Annotated in this window: 16 protein-coding genes; 13 read left to right on the top strand and 3 right to left on the bottom strand. The window is 63.6% G+C overall.

Annotation, left to right across the window (positions count from 1 at the left end):
• The first annotated feature begins 12 nt into the window (after positions 1–12).
• The 5 genes from rpsT (at position 13) to recF (ending at position 5,834) form a co-directional block, all read left to right on the top strand.
• A complete protein-coding gene (rpsT, locus tag J6497_RS10480; protein ID WP_225704179.1) occupies positions 13–279 on the top strand; it encodes a 30S ribosomal protein S20 in 267 nt (88 codons plus the stop codon).
• Between the two features lie 1,212 nt (positions 280–1,491).
• Positions 1,492–2,922 carry a chromosomal replication initiator protein DnaA gene (gene dnaA / locus J6497_RS10475; RefSeq protein ID WP_225704178.1) on the top strand — a complete coding sequence of 477 codons (1,431 nt, stop codon included), beginning with the start codon at positions 1,492–1,494 and terminating at the stop codon, positions 2,920–2,922.
• 271 nt (positions 2,923–3,193) lie between these two features.
• Positions 3,194–4,312 (top strand): DNA polymerase III subunit beta, encoded by a 1,119-nt coding sequence (gene dnaN / locus J6497_RS10470; RefSeq protein WP_225704177.1) that lies wholly within the window; start codon positions 3,194–3,196, stop codon positions 4,310–4,312.
• Positions 4,313–4,360: 48 nt separating this feature from the next.
• Entirely contained in the window at positions 4,361–4,648 is a 288-nt protein-coding gene (locus J6497_RS10465) for a GIY-YIG nuclease family protein (RefSeq protein WP_225704176.1), read from the top strand.
• 46 nt (positions 4,649–4,694) lie between these two features.
• Positions 4,695–5,834, top strand: a complete 1,140-nt coding sequence (recF, locus tag J6497_RS10460; RefSeq protein WP_225704175.1) for a DNA replication/repair protein RecF — start codon at positions 4,695–4,697, stop codon at positions 5,832–5,834.
• A gap of 5 nt (positions 5,835–5,839) precedes the next feature.
• Here the strand turns inward: recF and J6497_RS10455 are convergent, their stop codons facing one another.
• A complete protein-coding gene (locus J6497_RS10455) occupies positions 5,840–7,723 on the bottom strand; it encodes an acyltransferase family protein (RefSeq protein WP_225704174.1) in 1,884 nt (627 codons plus the stop codon).
• 335 nt (positions 7,724–8,058) lie between these two features.
• Between J6497_RS10455 and gyrB the strand changes: the two genes are divergently transcribed.
• Positions 8,059–10,494 (top strand): DNA topoisomerase (ATP-hydrolyzing) subunit B, encoded by a 2,436-nt coding sequence (gene gyrB, locus J6497_RS10450; RefSeq protein WP_225704173.1) that lies wholly within the window; start codon positions 8,059–8,061, stop codon positions 10,492–10,494.
• Between the two features lie 28 nt (positions 10,495–10,522).
• Here gyrB and J6497_RS10445 read toward each other — a convergent pair whose 3' ends face one another.
• Complete coding sequence (locus tag J6497_RS10445) at positions 10,523–12,919, bottom strand: glycosyltransferase family protein (RefSeq protein ID WP_225704172.1); 2,397 nt, start codon at positions 12,917–12,919, stop codon at positions 10,523–10,525.
• Between the two features lie 444 nt (positions 12,920–13,363).
• Positions 13,364–14,296: a LysR family transcriptional regulator gene (locus tag J6497_RS10440; protein ID WP_225704171.1), complete on the bottom strand. Its 933-nt coding sequence runs from the start codon at positions 14,294–14,296 to the stop codon at positions 13,364–13,366.
• Positions 14,297–14,442: 146 nt separating this feature from the next.
• Here J6497_RS10440 and J6497_RS10435 point away from each other — a divergent pair, with 146 nt between their 5' ends.
• From J6497_RS10435 to J6497_RS10405, 7 genes are all read left to right on the top strand, one after another.
• Positions 14,443–15,579, top strand: a complete 1,137-nt coding sequence (locus J6497_RS10435; protein WP_225704170.1) for an aldo/keto reductase — start codon at positions 14,443–14,445, stop codon at positions 15,577–15,579.
• 153 nt (positions 15,580–15,732) lie between these two features.
• Complete coding sequence (gene murA / locus J6497_RS10430; RefSeq protein ID WP_225704169.1) at positions 15,733–17,028, top strand: UDP-N-acetylglucosamine 1-carboxyvinyltransferase; 1,296 nt, start codon at positions 15,733–15,735, stop codon at positions 17,026–17,028.
• Between the two features lie 59 nt (positions 17,029–17,087).
• A complete protein-coding gene (locus J6497_RS10425; RefSeq protein WP_225704168.1) occupies positions 17,088–17,435 on the top strand; it encodes a DUF305 domain-containing protein in 348 nt (115 codons plus the stop codon).
• 375 nt (positions 17,436–17,810) lie between these two features.
• Positions 17,811–19,217 carry an MATE family efflux transporter gene (locus J6497_RS10420; protein ID WP_376708191.1) on the top strand — a complete coding sequence of 469 codons (1,407 nt, stop codon included), beginning with the start codon at positions 17,811–17,813 and terminating at the stop codon, positions 19,215–19,217.
• Positions 19,214–19,687 (top strand): DUF2867 domain-containing protein, encoded by a 474-nt coding sequence (locus J6497_RS10415; RefSeq protein ID WP_225704167.1) that lies wholly within the window; start codon positions 19,214–19,216, stop codon positions 19,685–19,687. The genes J6497_RS10420 and J6497_RS10415 overlap by 4 nt, the downstream gene beginning before the upstream one ends.
• 141 nt (positions 19,688–19,828) lie before the next feature.
• Positions 19,829–20,011: a hypothetical protein gene (locus J6497_RS10410; protein ID WP_225704166.1), complete on the top strand. Its 183-nt coding sequence runs from the start codon at positions 19,829–19,831 to the stop codon at positions 20,009–20,011.
• A gap of 155 nt (positions 20,012–20,166) precedes the next feature.
• Positions 20,167–20,355: a hypothetical protein gene (locus J6497_RS10405; protein WP_225704165.1), complete on the top strand. Its 189-nt coding sequence runs from the start codon at positions 20,167–20,169 to the stop codon at positions 20,353–20,355.
• Positions 20,356–21,174: the final 819 nt, after the last annotated feature.

The raw sequence follows: 21,174 nt of genomic DNA, 5'->3' as shown, positions 1-21,174 counted from the left end.
ACAATTGAGACCATGGCCAACACCACTTCCGCCAAGAAGGCGACCCGCAAGATTGCCCGCCGCACCATCATCAACAAGTCGCGCCGCACCCAGATGCGTGGTGCCGTTCGCTCGGTCGAAGAAGCGATCAAGCTCGGCGATCGCGACGCGGCACTGAAGGCGATGGCACGTGCCGAGCCCGAACTGATGAAGGCCGCGCAGCGCAACATCGTTCACCGCAACAATGCGAGCCGAAAAGTCTCGCGCCTGACGCATCAGATCGCCAAGCTGGCGAAGTGAGCTGACAGAAAAAACCTTTCGTCGAAGGCCCGGCTTTTCGCCGGGCCTTTTCTTTTGCGCAAATTTGAACGACTGTGTTCTCGCGAATTGACTCGTTGCCCCACGACAGCGCGTGGCACATTCTGCGCATCCGTAGTTTTACTAGGCTGCAGTTCTTGCCGAGCTTCGGACGCAACTACGCGATCAAATGCGCACGCATGCGGCGCATGAATAGAATAGCGCTAAGCACTTTCCCGGCGAAAAGCCGCGAAGGGTTACCCTCCAAAAGCAATCGCGAAAAACTCCGTCTCGCTAATCACTTACCTACATAGCGAAGCCAACTTGTTTGAAAATTGGCGCCGCCGACTTGGTACGTAAATATTTTATGAACTTTTTTTTCCGTTACGCCGCGCTTTGTGACACGCGCGAATCTACGCGCTGATTCAAAAACTTGCTTTCAGGTTTCGCAATTGCAATGCCGCAACACCTGCGAAGACTCAACTCACGAGCAACAAACAACGGATTGTCAGAAATCGCGCTTGGTGTATTTGTTTATCCGTTCGCGGCGCCCACGGCTCTTAAGATCAGAGCGATTTTAGACCCACGGGCGGACGTGCAAATCGGCGGCGGTGTGCGCGTTAGCGACGCTTTCCAAGCGAAGCTGAGTTGGCAACTCATAGTAATATGAGAACGGCTGTTCTGTGTCTGGATTTCTCGATCGACGCGTCCGCGCCAAGAGAGAGGCAAACTGGGGAGACACCTAAACAGCCGCGGCCCAAAGCAGCGAGGAACGCGGAGCCCGTGTAAAGGGTTGACGATGACTGAACTACACGGCGGCGCAGCACTGGGCATTCCGTTGTTCGGTAGCGGCACTGATTTGGACCACTTGCGAGCGGATTGCTCGCCGCGCGAAATCGCGGCGAGAAGGGGGAGGCAGTATGATTGACGAAACTATCGCAGCATTCGAATTGCGCATTTCAGACAAGCCCGTATTCGACACCTTCAGCTGCACTCCCGCAAACACCCCCACGCGAACCCCGGATACACCGTCGAGTACGCGCTGACCTCGCGAGCGCACGTCTCTCCTAGCACATGATCTGTCGCGCGGCGGTTTCGCCGAACGGAGGAAGTGTGTCCGGAGCAGGACGCCTCGCTTGAGGTCGCGTCGTGGCAGGAAACATGCACGGCGCTTTCACAAACAACGGCACTACTTTTGAGAAAAGTCTTCAGGCAATGACAAACACGGAACAGGATCGCTGGTCGCGGGTGAAGGGACGGTTGCGGACGACCGTTGGCGAGGATGTCTATACGAGCTGGTTTGCGCGCATGGATCTCGAGGGCGTGCAGGACCAAAGCGTCCGCCTGTCGGTTCCGACCCGATTCCTGAAGAGCTGGATCCAGGCGCACTACGCCGATCGCGTGCTCTCCTGCTGGCAGGCCGAGATGCCGCAAGTCCACCGCATCGATCTGACCGTTCGCTCGGCCGTGCGGCCTGCGGCCATCACGAAGGAGGCTCCTGCGCCGGCGGAAACGCGCCGCGTCGAGCGGCCGGAAGGACGACCCCCTGTCGAACTGCGTTCGATCGCAACCGCACCGGTATCGGCAAGTCACGATGCGCTCGGCGGCTCACCGCTCGATCCGCGGCTGACATTTGCAAGCTTCGTGGTCGGCCGCTCCAACACGCTCGCGCATGCCGCGGCGCGCCAGGTTGCGGAAGGTCGTCGCGGCGATCCCGTGATGTTCAACCCGCTCTACATTCATGCCGGTGTGGGGCTCGGCAAAACCCATCTCCTGCAGGCGGTAACCTGGGCCGGCAATTCCGGTGGCGAGCGCAAGGTGCTCTATCTCACCGCGGAAAAATTCATGTACGGCTTCGTCGCCGCGCTGAAGACGCAAACGGCGCTGGCATTCAAGGAAGCGCTGCGCGGCATCGACGTGCTCGTGATCGACGACCTGCAATTCCTGCAGGGCAAGTCGACCCAGGCCGAGTTCTGTCATACGCTGAATGCGCTGATCGATGCCGGCCGCCAGGTCGTGATCGCGGCCGATCGTCCGCCGTCCGATCTGGAAAGCCTCGATGATCGCGTGCGCTCGCGGCTCGCCGGCGGCCTCGTGGTCGAGATGGGTTCGCTCGGCGAGGAGCTGCGCCTGGGCATCCTGAAGTCGCGCGTAGCCGCCGCCCGCGTCCATCACGCAAGCTTCAACGTACCGGACGAGGTGCTGGACTATCTGTCGCGCACCATCACCCATAACGGCCGCGACCTCGAGGGCGCGATCAACCGGCTGCTCGCGCACAGCAAGCTGAACAGCCAGCCGGTGACGCTGGAAATGGCCGAGCGCGAGGTGCGCGACCTGATCCGTCCGCAGGAGCCGAAGCGGATCAAGATCGAGGACATCCAGCGCGTGGTCGCCCGGCAGTACAATGTCAGCCGTTCGGACCTCCTGTCCTCGCGCCGCACCGCGAACGTGGTGCGCCCGCGCCAGGTCGCAATGTATCTGGCCAAGACGCTGACGCTCCGCTCGCTGCCCGAGATCGGCCGCCGCTTCGGCGGGCGCGACCACACCACGGTGCTGCACGCCGTGCGCAAGATCGAGGCACTGGTCGCCAAGGACAATTCGCTCTCCGAAGAAGTCGAATCCCTGAAGCGCCAATTGCAGGAATGAATTCTTCCCTCCCGCCCTTTTCCGGGGCGGGAACGGCCTTCCAGCCTGCAAAACGTGGGGGAACGGCGTCCCGCTCCCTTGCGCTCGCGCGTTATCCGCGCCACCTTGCGGTCCCCCCGACGGTTTGGTCAAATCCCAGGGATTGACCCGGCTTTCGGGCTTCAAACGCCGCGGCGCGCCCATGGCCGCCCCGGCCTTTCCATCTCAGAGCACGGTGGTTACCGGTTTTCGGATAAACCATGCTCCACTCAGGGATCTGGCGGGTATTGCAATGAAGGTCACCGTCGAGCGCGCGCAACTCTTGAAATCGCTCGGCCACGTGCATCGCGTGGTCGAACGCCGCAACACCATCCCGATCCTCGGCAATGTGCTGGTCCGCGCCGAAAACGCCAAGCTCTCGCTGAAGGCAACCGACCTCGATCTCGAGGTGACGGAGACGCTGGCTGCGGAAACCGCTACCGCCGGCTCGACCACCGTGCCCGCGCATATGTTCTACGACATCGTGCGCAAGCTGCCCGACGGCGCCCAGATCGTGCTGGAGGCGGATGGCGACCGCTCGGTGCTGGCGATCCGGGCCGGGCGCTCGCGCTTCACCCTGCAGACGCTGCCGGAGAGCGATTTCCCGGACCTGGCCGCCGGTGAGATGACGCACGCCTTCGCGCTGCCGGCCGCCGACGTGAAGCGGCTGATCGACCGCACTCAGTTTGCGATCTCGACCGAGGAGACGCGCTATTACCTCAACGGCATCTACCTGCATGCGGCAGGCAGCGCCAAACAGGCGACGCTGCGTGGCGTCGCCACCGACGGCCACCGCTTGGCCCAGATCGACCTGGTGCAGCCGAAGGGCGCCTCCGGCATGCCCGGCGTGATCGTGCCGCGCAAGACCGTGGGCGAAGTGCAGCGGCTGATCGAGGATACCGAAGCGGAAATCACCATCGAGCTCTCTCAGGGCAAGATCCGCTTCACGCTCGGCAATGTGGTGCTGACCTCGAAATTGATCGACGGCACCTTCCCCGATTACGGCCGCGTGATCCCGCAGAACAACGACAAGGAACTGGTGGTCGACAAGAAGGATTTTGAAGCCGCCGTCGACCGCGTCTCGACTATCTCCAGCGAGCGCGGCCGCGCGGTCAAGCTGTCGCTGTCGGCAGGCAAGCTCGTGCTCTCGGTGACCAACCCGGATTCCGGCAGCGCCACCGAGGAACTGGAGGTCGAATATGCCTCCGATGCGCTCGATATCGGCTTCAACTCGCGCTATTTGCTCGATATCGCCGCCCAGATCGAGGGCGAAGTCGCAGTCCTGAAACTCGCCGATCCCGGCTCGCCGACACTGGTGCAGGACAAGGACAACAAGAGCGCGCTCTACGTGCTGATGCCAATGCGGGTGTGATGTATCCTTCGTCATTGCCGGGCTTGACCCGGCAATCCATCAAGAAAAATGACCTATTGGGTGTACATTCTCGCCAGCAAACCCGGTGGTACGCTGTACGTCGGCGTGACCAATAATTTGGTCCGGCGCATCTACGAGCATCGCGAGGGACTGGCAGAGAGCTTCACCAAGCGCCACGGCGTGAAGACCCTGGTCTACTTCGAAGCCCATGAAACCATCGCGGCGGCCCTGCAGCGCGAAAAGAACATCAAGCACTGGTCCCGCGAGTGGAAGATCGATCTGATCGTCGAAGGCAATCCCGAGTGGCGAGACCTATATGATGAAATTGTCCGCTGATGCGGACGATGGATTGCCGGGTCAAGCCCGGCAATGACGGAACGACATGACCCCTTCGCGCATCCATCGGCTGTCGCTGACGCATTTCCGCAATTATCGGGCGGCGAGCGTGGCAACGCGTGGGGACATCGTGGTGCTGGTCGGACCGAACGGCGCCGGCAAGACCAATTGCCTCGAAGCGATCTCGTTTCTGGCGCCGGGGCGCGGCCTGCGCCGCGCGACGCTGGAAGACGTCGCCGACAACCAGGGCGACGGATCCTGGGCGGTCTCCGCCGAGGTCGAGGGCGCGCTGGGGCTTTCGACGCTCGGCACCGGCATCGAAGCGCCCGCGCAAGGCAGCGAGAGCGTCAGCCGCCGCTGCCGCATCGATCGCGAGCCGGTGGGTTCGGCTGCGGCCTTCGGCGACCATCTGCGCATGGTGTGGCTGACGCCTGCGATGGACGGCCTGTTCATGGGCGCAGCCTCCGAACGACGGCGGTTCTTCGACCGGCTCGTGCTCGCCATCGACTCCGAGCATTCCAGCCGCGTCTCGGCGCTGGAGCGTTCCTTGCGCTCGCGCAACCGGCTGTTGGAAGTGCGCAACTATGACGACCACTGGTGCGGCGCGATCGAACGCGAGACCGCTGAGCTTGCGGTCGCGGTCGCGGCGACACGCGGCCAGACTGCTGCACGGCTCTCGGCGATGCTGCGCGAGCGCGCGCAAGGCTCAGTATTTCCTTCAGCCGAGATCGCGCTCGACGGCTGGATGGAGAATGCGCTGCTCAGCGAGCCCGCAACGGCGGTCGAAGACCGCTACCGCGAGATCCTGCGCCTCAGCCGCGCGCGCGATGCCGCCGCCGGACGCACGCTCGACGGCCCGCATCTGACCGACCTGCAGGTCGTCTACGCGCCGAAGAACATGCCGGCGCGCGACGCCTCCACCGGCGAGCAGAAGGCGCTGTTGATCGGGCTGGTGCTGGCGCATGCCACGCTGGTCGCCGAGATGACCGGCATCGTGCCGCTGCTCTTGCTCGACGAAGTGGTGGCGCATCTCGACCCGAACCGGCGCAGGGCGCTGTTCGATGAACTGGCAAAGCTCGGCGCGCAGGTCTGGATGACCGGCGCCGATCCCGCAGGCTTCGTCGATATCGGAGCGAGCGGCGAGATCTTTGACGTCGACGCAGGCCGCATCACCCGCCGCGGCTGAAGCAGCTATCGCAGCTTACCTGCTTTGGGCCCATCGAGCACGCGGTCGATCACCACGTCAACGAGATAGGTCGAGCCTTTTTCGGTGAGGTGAATGCCGTCGCTTGCAGTGATATCGCCGGCGCTGTCGCCGATCCGCGTCAGGCAGCCGTCACCATTGCAGAGCACATCCCAGGCGGAGACGAATTCGGCGCCGGCGAGCGCAAGCTGCTCGCGCATCACCGCGTCGAACCATCCACTGGTCACGCCGCCGCTCCAACGCGCCGGGATCAGGCCGTGATAGAGCAGGAAGTAGCGTAGCACTTCATTCGGCAGCCCGCGCCGCCAGGTCGGCACTGCACCAAGCACGACCACGCGGGCGCCGGTGTCGCGCTTCAGCGCCGCGGCGGTCTCGGCGATCTTATCCGGATATCGATCCCAGGTGCCGTGCATCAGCACGATGTCGGGCCTGACATCGCGGATCAGTGAGAACACCTTGTCGTTCATGGCCCGGCAGTTGGGCGTACCTGATACGTCGACGTTCAGGATGGGGACGCAGGACGCCGAGGTGAACTGCGCGATGCCGAAGTTTCTCGTCTCCTGCGCCTTCCGCAAGCCGGGCAACAGCGCGCCCGCCGTCGAGTCGCCCCAGACCACGACCAGCGGGCGGCGGTCGCGGTCAACGCAATCATCGGCGAACGACGTATCCCGGCCGAGATCGAGCAGGCATTGGTGGAATCGCCATTGCGCTGACTGTGTCGACACACCGGCCATGGCGCGGATTTCTGGCGGCAGGCGGAAATCATAGCCGCGCCCCCAAACCACGGCGCCGCCGAGCGCAGCGAGCAGCACCATGCTGGCGCCGAGCGCAATCAGCTTGCGCGGCCGATAGCCGCCGAAACGCAGCGGCTTCTCGATGTAACGGTAGGTCGCCCAGGCGAGCAGCACGCTGAGCAGCAGGATCAGGCCACGCTCGAGCAGCGTCAGCGGGCTGAACTTGATCAGCGCGAAGAACACCAGCAGCGGCCAGTGCCAGAGGTAGAGCGGATAGCTGATCAGCCCGATCCATACCATCGGCCGGCTGGCGAGCACGGCGCGGTTGAGCCGGGCCGTGGGCGCCGACAGGAGCAGCACGGATCCGGCGACCGGCAGCGCCGCTCGCCAACCCGGAAACGCGCTGTGGCTGTCGAACATGCCGACCGCGAGCGCAATCAGAGTAAGACCCGCAACCGCGCGCCAATCGCTCGCAGCGCTCGCCTTGCCGGTTTGGTTCCAGCCCAGCGCCAGCAGGGCACCAGCGAGCAATTCGAAGGCCCTCGTGAACGGCAGATAAAAGGTTGCAACCGGGTTCGCGCCGATCATGAGCAGATTGAGCACGAACGAGACGACGCCGAGGATCGCGGCGGTCCAGAACAGTTTCAGCCGCAGCCGCGCGGCCACGATCAGCAGCAGCGGCCAGAACAGGTAGAACTGTTCCTCAATGCCGAGCGACCACAGATGCAGCAGCGGCTTTTTCGCCGATTCGACGTCGAAATAACCCGACTGCAGCAAAAGCGCGATGTTGGCGAAGAACGCGGTGCTGGCAAAGACGTCACTGCCCAGTTGCGCATAGGCCGACGGCAGCATCCATAGCCAGCCCACCACCAGCGCAACCGCGAGCACGACGATCAGCGCCGGAAAAATCCGCCGGATGCGCCTGGCATAGAAGCCGGCGATACTGAAGCGCTTGTCATCGAGCTCGCGCGCGATGATACCGGTGATCAGGAAGCCGGAAATCACGAAGAAGACGTCGACGCCAACGAACCCGCCCGGCGCCGCGTCCGGAAAGGCGTGGAAGATCAGCACCAGCAGCACGGCGATGGCGCGGAGGCCATCGATATCGGGCCGGTAGAGCTGGGAAGGCAGGGACAAAGGCGGACAATCCGAAAAATCGCGGAACAAGCAGAAAGCATCGAAGTCAGCCTGCTTCGATGCCCTCTCTAGCAGGTCCGCGACGCACCGCCAGAGGGTGCTCTCCAAGCGCTCCAAATCGGGATTCTCGTAGCCTTGAAATCGACCGCGAATCGCGCTTTTTCGCGGCCCTTGAAACGACCTGAAACCGCCTTGAAAAAAGGCAGAAAAATACTACTTATTCAACAGCTTGCAGACGCAGACTTTGCGCTAGGCGCGATACATCTTTCGTGGCACAAGTAGTGTAATCAGCCCTCAGTTTTGCGCCGCTGATTCGGGACACCTCAAGGCTTCACATGACAGAACCAGCCCGGCAGCCCCCTGCCGAAAGCCAGCATCCCATTCCCGTGGAATATGGTGCGGAATCGATCCGGGTCTTGAAGGGCCTGGATGCCGTGCGCAAGCGGCCGGGCATGTATATCGGCGACACCGACGACGGTTCCGGCCTGCATCACATGGTCTATGAGGTCGTCGACAACGCCATCGACGAAGCCCTTGCAGGCCATGCGACGCGCGTCGAGGTCGTACTCAATCCCGACAATTCCGTCACCGTGCGCGACGATGGCCGTGGTGTCCCCGTCGACATCCACAAGGGCGAAGGCATCTCCGCGGCCGAGGTCATCATGACCCAGTTGCACGCCGGCGGTAAATTCGATCAGAACTCCTACAAGGTTTCCGGCGGCCTGCACGGCGTCGGCGTATCCGTCGTCAATGCGCTGTCGAGTTCATTGAAGCTCCGCGTCTGGCGCGACGGCAAGGAGCATTATGTCGAATTCGCCCATGGCGATTCCATCGCGCCGCTGAAGGTGGTCGGTGATGCCAATGGCAAGCGCGGCACCGAGGTCACCTTCCTCGCCTCCACCGAAACCTTCAAGAACATCGAATATGATTTCGCGACGCTGGAGCACCGCCTGCGCGAGCTCGCCTTCCTCAATTCCGGCGTCAACATCGTGCTCTCGGACATGCGCCATGCGGTCGAGAAGCGCGAGGAGATGCACTATGTCGGCGGCGTCGAGGAATTCGTCAAATATCTCGACCGCAACAAGAAGGCGATCGTCGCCAACCCGATCATAGTCCGTTCGGAGTTGAACGGCATCGCCGTCGAAGCCGCGCTGTGGTGGAACGATAGCTACCACGAGAACGTGCTGTGCTTCACCAACAACATTCCGCAGCGCGACGGCGGCACCCATTTGGCCGGCTTCCGCGGCGCGCTGACGCGCCAGGTCAACGGCTATGCGGATGCCAATGCGAAAAAGGAAAAGATCACGCTGACCGGCGACGACTGCCGCGAGGGCCTCACCGCCGTGCTCTCGGTGAAAGTGCCGGATCCGAAGTTCTCGTCGCAGACCAAGGACAAGCTGGTGTCCTCGGAAGTGCGCCCCGTTGTCGAGAATGTCATCAACGAGGCCTTGGCGGCCTGGTTTGAGGAGCATCCGAGCGAGGCGAAAGTCATCGTCGGCAAGGTGATCCAGGCTGCGGCCGCCCGCGAGGCCGCGCGCAAGGCGCGCGAACTGACCCGCAAGAATCCGCTCGCAATATCCTCGCTGCCGGGAAAACTGGCCGATTGCCAGGAGAAGGACCCGGCCAAGTCGGAACTCTTCATCGTCGAGGGCGACTCGGCAGGCGGCAGCGCCAAGCAGGGCCGCAATCGCGAATTCCAGGCGGTGCTGCCGCTGCGCGGCAAGATCCTCAACGTCGAGCGCGTCCGCCCCGACAAGATGCTGTCCTCTGAGCAGATCGGTACGCTAATCACCGCGCTCGGCACCGGCATCAGCGACGACTTCTCGATCGACAAGCTGCGCTATCACAAGATCATCGTGATGACGGACGCCGACGTCGACGGCGCCCATATCCGCACGTTGCTGCTGACCTTCTTCTATCGCCAGATGCGCGAGATCATCGACGGCGGCTTTCTCTATATCGCGCAGCCGCCGCTCTACAAGGTCACGCGCGGCAAGTCCGAGCAGTATCTGAAGGACGAACGCGCGCTGGAAGATTACCTGATCGAGGCAGGGCTCGACGATTGCGTGTTCACGCTTGGAACCGGCGAAGAACGCAAGGGCCTCGACCTGCGAGCGTTGATCGATGACGCCCGCGTCATCCGCGCCGTGCTGCGCAATTTGCACAGCCGCTATAGTCGCGCAGTGGTCGAGCAGGCTGCGATCGCGGGCGTCCTGAACCCGAGGATCACCCGCGATATCGACGCCGCCAATGCGGCAGCCGACGACATCGCCAAGCGCATGGACGCGGTGGCTGAAGAAGTCGAGCGGGGCTGGATTGGCCAGTTCGTCGAAGGCCAGGGTTTCCAGTTCGAGCGCACCGTGCGCGGGGTCAAGGACGTCGCGATCATCGACGACGCATTCCTCGGCTCGGCCGATGCCCGCAGGCTCGACGAATACGCGTCAAAGCTGCAGGAGATCTATGCCCGCGCGGGTAAGCTGCGTCGCAAGGATATCGAGCAGGCCATCCACGGCCCGGTCGGCCTGTTCGAAGCCGTGACGGATGCGGCCCGCAAGGGCCTGAGCCTGCAGCGCTACAAAGGCCTCGGCGAGATGAACCCGGAGCAGCTCTGGGAGACCACGCTGGATACCGATGCGCGCTCGCTGTTGCAGGTGAAGGTCAAGGAGGTCGACGAGGCCGACGACATCTTCACCAAGCTGATGGGCGACGTGGTCGAGCCGCGCCGTGACTTCATCCAGGAAAATTCGCTAAGTGCGACCATCGACATCTGACGCCTTCGCGAACGAAGGCAGAGCCCAGTCAATGCGTGTGGCGGAACCGGCCCACGAGCTCGGCGAAGGCTCCTGCGAATGGATGGAACGTGAAGCGCACCGTGTGGTGTCCCGGCGGAAGTGCGACGGCGCGAAAGATGACGTTGGCTCTCAAGATCTCACGCGGCCTGCCATCCACAGTTACACGCCACCACGGATGCCAGACGTCGTTGAGCAGCAGCAGGCCGCCTGACGGGGCGTCGACCTCGACATCGACTTCCGTATTCTCATAGCGGGTCAAGCGCGCCGTGCCGGGCACCGCGCCGGCTGCGCTTGCGCGCGGCAGCGCAGGTGCGCGTTTGAGCAGGACGGTGCGGCGCGGATCGACGTCCGCTGGCCAGCCGTTGGCGAGAAGCTGATCGAAGTCCGCGATGCGCCAATCGGAGACCACCATCACACGCGGCAGCGCGCGGGGATTCTCGTAGACATAGGCGTCCGGGGTGTGCGCGACCAGCGTGAGGTCGCCGGGGGCAAGCGATCGGTCGATTTTCTCGACCGGCACGCCGACGGCGATGAAGCGCAGGCCGAGCAAATCGGCAAAGACCGAGCGATAGGACGGAAACAGCGGCGAGAACTGGCGCTGGTTATAGTCCACGACCGTATCGCCCACGCGGGTGGCGTCGTAGAACCATTTGAGGCGCAGCGGATTGTGACCGAACACGTGGTCGCAGCCGTGGATCATGCACAGGTTCGGCCAGTGATAGGCGATGCCGATCAGTTCGACGCGATCGCGCCGGTCAGGCTCTGAGGCAGCCGCAAGCTTCGATTTCAGGAGCGCCAATGTCGCATTCCTGGTGTCGAGGCGCGCCGCATCGAATGTCGAGCTCGCCATCCCTGTCGAAACGTGCGGCGCATTGTTCCAGGCGAGGTCGGCCACCGAGAACGAGGTGAGCAGCAGCATGGCGGCAAGCGGCGAGAGACCGTTCAGCCGACGCGCGAAGATCAGAGCGGCGACGGCGCCGCAGGCGAAGGCGAGCGCGGTGACGACAGGCACGATCACCAGCGCGATGGACACGACCGCGTGGGCGAGCCACAACGCCACCGCAACGAGCACAAGCGGCACAGCCAGTTCGATCGCCCGCTGCACCCTGCTGGGTTGCGGCACCGTGCCTTCGAGCCAGCGATGCACGAGATAGCCGGCGATGATGGCGAGCAGCGCCCCGATGACGAACGTCGCATCTGCGGGCCGCCGGTACAGCATCACGCCGGGCACCCATTCATACATCGCATGGAAGATCGGCGTGTACCAGCCGAGCGCGTAGAGCAAGGCGACGCCTGCAGCGATCGAGAAGAAGCGGATGTCGCGCGACCAGGCGAGGCCGCGCACAATGCCAAACGAGAGGATGACGACGAGTAACAGGGCGCCCGCATAGATCAGGCCCATGTTCTGCGCGAGCGAGAGATCCGCACCGCCAAGCGTCGTCTTCCAATACGACGTCGCCGGCCCCCAGTAATCGATGGCCGGATCCATCGCACCATAGAGATCGGCGAAGGCGAGAGTCAGGAGATCCGCGGGATGCAGCGATCCCTGACCGGCGAGCATCCAGCCGATCTCGGGCCGGTTCGAGCGCTCGGCCAGCAGCGCCGTCAGCGTGACGGGAATGGCGGCGATGAGGATCCCGACCAGGCAGCAGGCCGCGAGCGGCTTGAAGCTCATGCGCATGCGCTTGCGCCAATCGTCACCCTCGATCCAGTGGTACACGACGAAGCCGGCGAGCACGTAGAGCGAGACAAGCGCAACCTGATCCCGCCCTGAAGCGAGCAGGCCGCCGAACACACCTGCCACCAGCCCGGCGCGCCACGACGAGCGCTCGAGCGCGCGCGACAGCATCCACAGTGTCAACGGCAGATAGGCCAGGCTGATGATCTGGCCGGTATGCTGCAGTCGTGAATTCGCCGAGCCGCCGAACGCGAAGGCGAGCGCGGCGACAAGCGCACCGGCCGCATGCCAGCCGCGATCCCGGAAATACAGAATGATGGCGACGCCACCAAGCAGCAGATAGACGAAGGTCAGGCCGTCCACCGCACGAAAGCTCGGCTTCGAATCGAAACAGGCGAGCAGAAAATGCAGCGGAGAGAAGATCAGCGACTGCGGATCGGAGATGAGCGGCCAGCCCGCGAAGACGTTGGGCGTCCAGAATGGCGACTGGCCGTTCGCCAGCGATGTGGCGAGAAATTGCAATGGCGGCAGGAATTGCGACTTGGCGTCCCAGGGAATCGTGACGTGCCCGGATAGCCACGGCCAAGCCTGCACCAGAAAGGCGAGCGCGAACAGCGCGACGGTGAGGCCGAGCGGAAATTTGCTGGCCGAAGCTACCGGTCCGGCCGACCGCCCCAAACCGCGCGGTCCGGCAGCGGTGAGCCACGGCGGGGCCTGCGGGGACAAGGACGGTGCGCCCCGGGGGTCGTCGATCCACGACAGCGATCGTGCTTTGCTCTTCGGCCCCTCGCGCGATCCGTCCCCAAGGTCGGTTCCCATCTACGGCCCTTTGTTTGACGGAGGCGTGGGCCTGGTCCCACTCTGGATCGCATCCGGGCTGCCGCAACCGACGACGTCCGTTTGCCATCCGCGTGCCAGCTCCGCTTTTCACACGAAGAGCTCGCCGCAGGCACCACGTCAACCGCGATTGCGCTCAAGCTTACTGCTGCACCCTGCCACGGAGAGTGTACTCTGATGTTGAGAATGCCTGATAGGGCCATCAGGACAGGGCGATTACTGTAAAGACCGGATATACGGAATTTCTGTGGCGGCGACCTCGCCAAGGCGACCGCCATTTGCTCGCGCAGCGCCAAAACCACGCCGCTCGCACTGCCGGAGCGGCTTTGTGTCTTAGCCGGCGTCAGTCGCCGCCAATGGCGGCAGCTTTTCGCACCTGCGCGTGAGGTCGATGAACTGGCGCAGGCCGGGCGGTGGTTGTCGGCGGCTCGGATAGTAGATGGTGAAAGGTTGGCCTTCCGAGGCCCATTCCGGCAGCAGGATCTCCAGCGCGCTGGATGCGACTTCCGCTTCGACCCGCCGTTGCAGGCAATAGGCAAATCCCACGCCGCGTAACGCCATGTCGACCGCGTGCTCGGTCTCATTGGCGCAGACGGGCCCTCGGACATCGAGCCGGATCATCGAATCGCCGTTGCCCAATTCCCAGGGAAAGTTGCGGTTGTCGCCGACGCGCATCTCGACGCATGGAAGCTGCAGCAGATCGCCGGGCGTATCGGGACGGCCAGCACGCGCGATCAGTTCGGGCGAGCCGACCACGACCCACTTCAACGGCTTCGTCAGCGCGATCCCCACCATGTCGAGCGGCACGCGATCGCCGTAGCGGATGCCGGCGTCAAAACCCTCTGCGATGATCTCGACCATGCGGTCCTCGACGGTCACGTCGAGGTGCATGCCCGGAAACTCCTCGCAGTAACGCGGCAGCACAGGACCAAGAACGAGGCGCGCGGCGTCTCGGAGAACGTTGAGGCGAAGCCGCCCAACCGGCACGCGTCGATAGTTCTCCAACCCGGTCAAGGCATCGTGGATGGTGCGGAACCCGGTCTCCAATTCAGCAGCAAGCGAGGCTCCGGCCGCGGTCGGCCTGATGGAGCGGCTGGAGCGATGCAGGAGCCTTACACCCAAATCCGACTCCAGCTTGCGCAGCCGATGACTCAAGGCGGACGTGCTCACGCCGAGTTCGATGCCCGCTTTGGCGAGGCTGCCTCGGCGGACGATCGTCAGAAACACGTTCAAGTCCGCCAGCATGTTTCGGTCGAACGTCTTCATGAACGGCCCCTCAAGGCGTCGTTGAGCTGTACTCAACAAACCTACCCTGGTGGGCACCGTTTTACGACCCATACTCAAGCATCAAGGAGAGGCGTCGAGCATGGAGCCACGTTCTCGGCGCCCCGCACGACCGAAGGAGACACGTGATGACGAAACGAACCGGCAGCCGCAGGAATTTCCTCACCGTCGCCGCAGCAGCAGTCGGCACGCTCGCAGCACCGTCATTGGTTACAGCCGCCACCGATAGCAAAGGAGACAATCGCATGGCACAGGCAAATCGGGCCACACAACTTTTCAAGCCGCAGTTCCGCTTCGGGCTCGGCGGCGTCCCGCTTGGCAACGAGTTCAACAAGGTCACGGACGAGGATGCCGAGGCGACCCTTGAGGCGGCCTGGAGCGCCGGCGTGCGTTATTTCGATGTAGCTCCCTGGTATGGTTTCGGCCTGTCCGAGCGCCGCTTCGGCCATTTCCTGCACAACAAGCCGCGCGGCGACTACGTGCTGTCGTCCAAGGTCGGCAAACTCTTCAAGGCCTCGAAGAACAACCGGCATGCCGAGATCTTTCCACTGACGGACTCGCCGAATGATGTCACCTACGACTACACCGCCGACGGTGTTCGCCGTTCGATCGAGGACAGTCTGCAGCGGCTTGGCGTCGACAGCCTCGACGTGGCGTTCGTTCACGACATCTCGCCTGATTTTCCATACTTCCCGACCTCATGGCAGGAGCAGTTCGCCATCGCCGAGCGCGGCGCGTTTCCGGTGCTCTCGCGCATGCGCGAGGAAGGCATCATCAAGGCGTGGGGCATCGGCGTGAATTGTCCCGAGCCGATCCTGCGCGTCATCGACGTTGCCGATCCCGATGTCTGCCTGTGCGCCTCGCAATACTCGCTGATCGATCACGCCAACGCCGTCAATCAGGTGTTCCCGGCGGTGCGGGACAAGAACGTGTCGCTGGTGATCGGCTCAGCGCTGAACGCAGGTTTCATCTCCGGCAGTCCGCGCTACAATTACGGGCCGAACAACTACAAGATCTCTCCCGCCCATATCGAGAAGCGTGACCGGCTGCGCGCAGTGGCGGCCCGCCACGGCGTCGATCTGCGGACGGCAGCATTGCGATTTTCATCAGCCCCTGACGTCGTCGTCGCCTTGGTCGTGGGCGCGAGCAGCCACCGGCAAATCCTCGAGGACTACAATTCGATGCAGGCCAAGATCCCCGCGGAATTCTGGCAGGAGCTGAAAGAAAGCGGACTCATTGAACAGGCAGCCACGGTCCCGGCCTGACGGCCAGGGCAGTGGCGATGAGGCGACCGCTGCGAACGGCGAATCGTTAATTGCATGACTTCGACGAGCCTTATGTGGTATGTCGCTCGAACTGCCCATTGATTCCGTTACGGAATCTTCCGCGAGTGAACCAACCAACCCGTCGAGGACAACGTGGCGCCCATTCAATATATCGTCGAGGGCGGCCACCGGCTCTCCGGCACGATCGAGCCGGCCGGCAACAAGAATGCGGCGCTGCCGATCATCGCGGCGGCGCTGCTGACCGAGCATCCGGTGACGCTGACGAACGTGCCGCGGATTCGCGACACGGAGACGCTGGTCGAGCTGGCCCGCTCCGTCGGCGCCGCGGCCGAGTGGACCGAGCGCAACACACTTCTGATCCACGCCAAGGAGATCCGCGCGGCCGATCTCGATCCGGAACTGTGCGCGCGGATCCGCGCCTCGATCCTGCTCGCGGGGCCCCTGCTCGCCCGCTGCGGCGAGGTCGCATTGCCCCCACCCGGCGGCGACGTGATCGGCCGGCGGCGCCTCGACACGCATTTCCTTGCTTTCGAGCAGTTAGGGGCAAGCGTCACCGCAACCCATCGGCTTGAGTTCCGCGCCTCGCGCCTGAAGGGCGCCGACGTGTTCCTGGACGAGCCCAGCGTCACGGCGACCGAGAACGCGCTGGTCGCAGCGGTGGCCGCCCGCGGCACCACCTACTTGCGCAACGCTGCGTCAGAGCCGCATGTGCAGGATCTCGCGCATTTCCTGGTCGCGCTCGGCGCCAAGATCGAGGGCATCGGCACCAACACCATCATCGTGCACGGCCCCGCCACGCTTGGCGGCACGCACTACGCGATCCAACCCGATCACATCGAGGTCGGCTCGCTGATCGGGCTTGCCGCGGTGACGCGCTCGCCGCTGCGCATCGCGCGGGCCGGCGTCGAACATCTGCGCTCGATTCGGATGGGTTTTGAGCGGCTCGGCATCGTCTGCGGCGTCGAGGACGACGACCTCGTCGTGCCCTCCGGCCAGACCATGAAGATCCACGACGATTTCGGCGGCCATGTGCCGAAACTGGAGGACCAGCCCTGGCCGGCCTTCCCCGCCGATTTGATGTCGATCGCGATCGTCACCGCGACCCAATGCGACGGCGTGATCCTGATGTTCGAGAAAATGTTCGAATCGCGGATGTTCTTCGTCGACAAGCTGATCGCGATGGGCGGGCGGATCGTGCTGTGCGACCCGCATCGCGCCATCGTCGCGGGCCCAAGCCGGCTGCGCGGCGCGCCGATGACCTCCCCCGACATCCGCGCCGGCATGGCGATGCTGCTTGCGGCGGTCTGCGCCGAGGGCACCTCCACCATCAACAATGCCGACCAGATCGAGCGCGGCTACGAGCGGATCGAGGAGCGGCTGAACGCGCTCGGCGCCAGGATCACCCGCGTGCCCGAACGCGTGCGTTAGATTGGAACAATCGGCCGACCTGCCCGTTGCACTGCAGTCTCCCATAGGCAGGTGCGACCATGCGCGTTCGTCTGCCAAGATTTCTCCAGATCACCGGCGGCGACGCCGCCAATCTCACCATTGCCGCAGCAGCAGTCGCAGCGCTGACGATTTCGCTCTGGCTCGCGCGCAGTTTCGAAACCCCGGGCAGCGCTGCGGGTATCCCGGTCGTGATTCCGCACCATTCGGCGGCGCTCCTGACCAGCGAGCGGGCGCACGTCCGCGACCCCAGCGTCGGGCAGATTGCTGACGGCTTCATCGAGGCCCAGCAGCGTGAAATCAGCGCGATCAGGCAGTCGGCCGGCAATTTCGAGACGGGCCCGGTTCCCACCGATGCCAAGGGCCTGCCGCTACGGCCAGGCAATTAAGGCGTAACCGCATCCGCGATGGATGCTGCGCCCCCTCTCCCGCTTGCTTGGGGGAGAGGGTTGGGGTGAGGGTGCCTCCACAGGGTTGGACCGGCATGATTCCCGACAGTCCCCCAGCGGAGAGAGCCCCCACCCGGCGCGGAGCCTGTACTCGGACGGCGCGAAGCGCCGATCCGGGTGCGCCGACCTCCCCCGCAAGCGGGAGAGGTGAGCCTCGCAGCCCGGGTGTGGAGCGCAGCGCAACCCGGGATAACTGCATCAACGTCTACGAGCGGTCCCGGGTTACGTTGGCGCTCCGCCCGGGCTACAGCACTGCGGCCAGATAACTGCCTTTTCTGCCACCTTTTTGGCCCGCGGCAGTGCTAATCTCTCCCCATGACCACATCTGAGAACATCGAACGCGCTTCGATGGCGCCACGCGTGGTCACGCGTGCGCCTCACCATCATTTGCGCGACGAGCTCAGTGAGACCCTCCGCCTTGCGGTGCCGATGGCGCTGACGCAGCTTGGCCAGATCGCGATGATGACGACCGACCTCGCCTTCATCGGCCGGCTCGGCGACGAGGCCGTCGCCGCGGCGGCATTGGCCGGAACGGTCTATTTCGTCAGTTTCACGTTCGGCATGGGCCTGATGTCAGCCGTCGCCCCGCTGGCGGCGCAAGCCTTTGGCGCGCGCGATCCGCGCATGGTTCGGCGCTCGCTCCGCGTCGGGCTGTGGGCTGCACTGTTCATCACGCTGCCGCTGATGGTGCTGCCATTCCGCGGCGAGCAGATCCTGCTGGCGCTCGGCCAGGCCGCCACGACCGCGCAACTTGCACAGCAATATCTGTTCGGCCTCGCCTGGGGCATGCTGCCGGCGCTGTGGTTCATTGCGATCCGCGGCTTCATGAGCGCGGTCAACCGGCCCGAGCCGATCCTGTGGATCACGCTCGCGGCGATCCCGGCCAATGCACTGCTGGTTTATCTCCTGCTCTATGGTGGTTGGGGATTGCCACCGCTCGGGCTGTTTGGGACAGGCATTGCCACCTCGATCGTCAATCTGGCCACCTTCCTCGCCGGCCTGTGGTTTGCTTACCGCCGCCAGCCATTCCGAAAGTATCAGGTGCTCGGGAATGTCTGGCGCGTCGACTGGCCCTTGATGCGGCAACTCGTCATTGTCGGCGCGCCGATCTCAGTGTCCTTCCTGCTGGAATATGGCCTGTTCGGCGCCGCCGGGCTGTTGATGGGGTTGATCTCGACGGCCGCACTGGCCGCGCATCAGATTGCGCTGCAGATCGCGGCCATCCTGTTCATGGTGCCGTTCGGCATCGGCATGGCCGCGACCGTCCGTGTCGGCCATGCGGTCGGACGCACCGATGCGCCCGCCGTCAAACGCGCAGGGCTGGTCGCAACCGGTCTCGGGATCGCCTTCATGTCGGCGATGACGCTCTTCATCATCTTCGGACGATTCGCGATCGCCGAGATCTTCCTCGGCGAAGCCGCGGAAGCAACTGCCCAATTGACGGCCTCGCTGCTCCTGGTCGGGTCGACGTTCTTCATCGCCGATGGCGTGCAGACGGTTGCGGCTGGCGCATTGCGCGGCATGAACGATACGCGCTTGCCGCTGCTGTTCGCCACGATCAGCTATTGGCTGATCGGCTTCACCTCCGCCTGCCTGCTGGGATTTGCGACCACGCTCGGCGCAGTCGGCATCTGGATCGGGCTGTCGGCCGGAACCGCGGCCTATGCCATCATGCTCATCCTGCGTTTCCGCCTGCTGAGCAATCGATTGGCCTTGCGATGAGAGCACGCGAGGTCACGCCCGATATCGATCCCGGCCCGCTGCTCGCGGGCGCAGAGTTCATCGACGCCTTTCGTATCACCGTCGACGGCACCACACTCGATGCGCGCAGGGCGGCCGAGAAGATGTTTGCGCGCCGCCAGCGCTGGATCGAAGCGCTGCTGCGGTTACGCAATCTGATTGTCGCGCCGCTTGGCCTGAAGACGTCGGGCGAAGGCGACAAGGCATCGCATGGCATGGTCGGAATCTTTCCGGTTCTCAGCGAGACGCAGGAACGGCTGGTGGCAGGTTTCAACGACAGCCATCTCGATTTTCGCGTCGTGGTCGATGTTGTCGCTCGTGCCAGCGGCCAGGAGGTCACCACCACCACGCTGGTGCGGACGCATAATTGGCTCGGCCGGACCTACCTCGCGATCATCCTGCCCTTTCACCGTCTGGTCGTGGCCGCGATGCTGCGGCAGGTCGTGCTTTAGCTTCGCCCTAACCGCATCGCGCGCTAGGGCGCGTACTCATGAACCCCGCGCCGCAGAGCAGGGCGTGCAGGACAGTTGCCGTGGAACGAATGGCCTTGTCACGCGTCATGAGTGCGCCGGGAAAAGCGCGGACATTGGATCGTGAGAGGCAAGTATGCTCGCGAAGCGGCAGCGACGCTGCTCCGTTTTGCAAAATCGACTTCCGACCCCAACCTGACGGCCGCGTTGGTCGAGAAGGCCGCCGACCTCAACGAGCGAGGCGAGGACTTGTCTCTTTCCAGCAAGGACGAGAGTGGCACTGCTGCGCGCGAGCAGAAGCAGTAGCCATGGCGGCCGGGTGGGAAACACCACGGCCGGGGCGGCAAGCACCCGTAGTTCTCCGACCGTATACAGGGTTCCTATACTATGGTTTCCTCGCTCACCGGCATGGGCTTGGGCGGTGAGAGTTGGCCATTTATCGACTATTGCAAAACTCCGGCGTGAAGCCGGAGGAGATCAGCCGCATCACAGCGGCTTACGAGCGCGCGTTGCGTACCCTCTGCGTCAAGGATCGCGACGACCCTCTAACGGAAATGATCGCAAAGAAGATCATCAAGATCGCGCAATCAGGTGTCGAAGACCCCGCGAAGATTTCAGCTCTGGCGATCAAAGGACTTGAAATGCGATAAGGCGGGCGCGCTCGCATCTCCCGCGTCCGGAACCGAAACCTTTCTAGCCCATGTGCATTCCATGACGGGGCTTCGCAAGATGCGAGGCAGTCATGAACCCTTTCTCAGCGGGCGACGTGTTCTTGACCGTGGCCATCATGTCGACGACGTTTCTGATCGAGGTCGGCTTCTTCATCCTGATCGGAATGTTCTGAAAGGAACGCGCGCCGTGTGCGGCGCGCGGCCGGATGCAAGGAACTAAAGCGCGATGAGATGAGGATGAATCATCATCGCGCTTTAGGTTGTTGTTTGAGCATGATCTTTTCGGAAAACCGCTTCACACTTTTCCGGATCATGCTCTAGTCCTCCGGAAATTTGATGCGCACGGAGCTTAACCGATGACATGGCTTGCCCCTGTTCCGCCCGAGCCATCTGTGCTGTCCCAACGCGGCTTAACGGCTCGGCTTGTCCCAACGGTCGGCCGCTGGAATGATCGATGGTGACGGCTCTTCCAAGTCCCGGAGCCGGTTGATTTGCGTCCTAACACTCGCCGGCAATTCCGGCTCTGGCTTGAGCGAAGCCCGCAATCTCTCGCCGATCTCTCGCACAATGGCGCGGCTGGTCGCCTGATCGATAGCTAGCCGGTTTCGCATAGTGGAACCTTTTTTGTTCCGGCGGAAACCCCGATGATGAAGGACCGCCTTCGGCCGCCGCCCCTTGGTTTAGATGCCGAGACCGCCGCCCTTGGCTATCCGTCGCGAGCGCTGTGGAACAGCGGGCAAGGGGCCTTTGGCTATCCGCAACATGCGCCGCCTTTAGCGGCGGGCAACGGTCTCAAAT

This window comes from Bradyrhizobium cenepequi (assembly GCF_020329485.1).
GTDB lineage: Bacteria > Pseudomonadota > Alphaproteobacteria > Rhizobiales > Xanthobacteraceae > Bradyrhizobium > Bradyrhizobium cenepequi.
The sequence above is the reverse complement of the archived record's forward strand: the minus strand, read 5'-3'. Positions and strand labels throughout refer to the sequence as shown.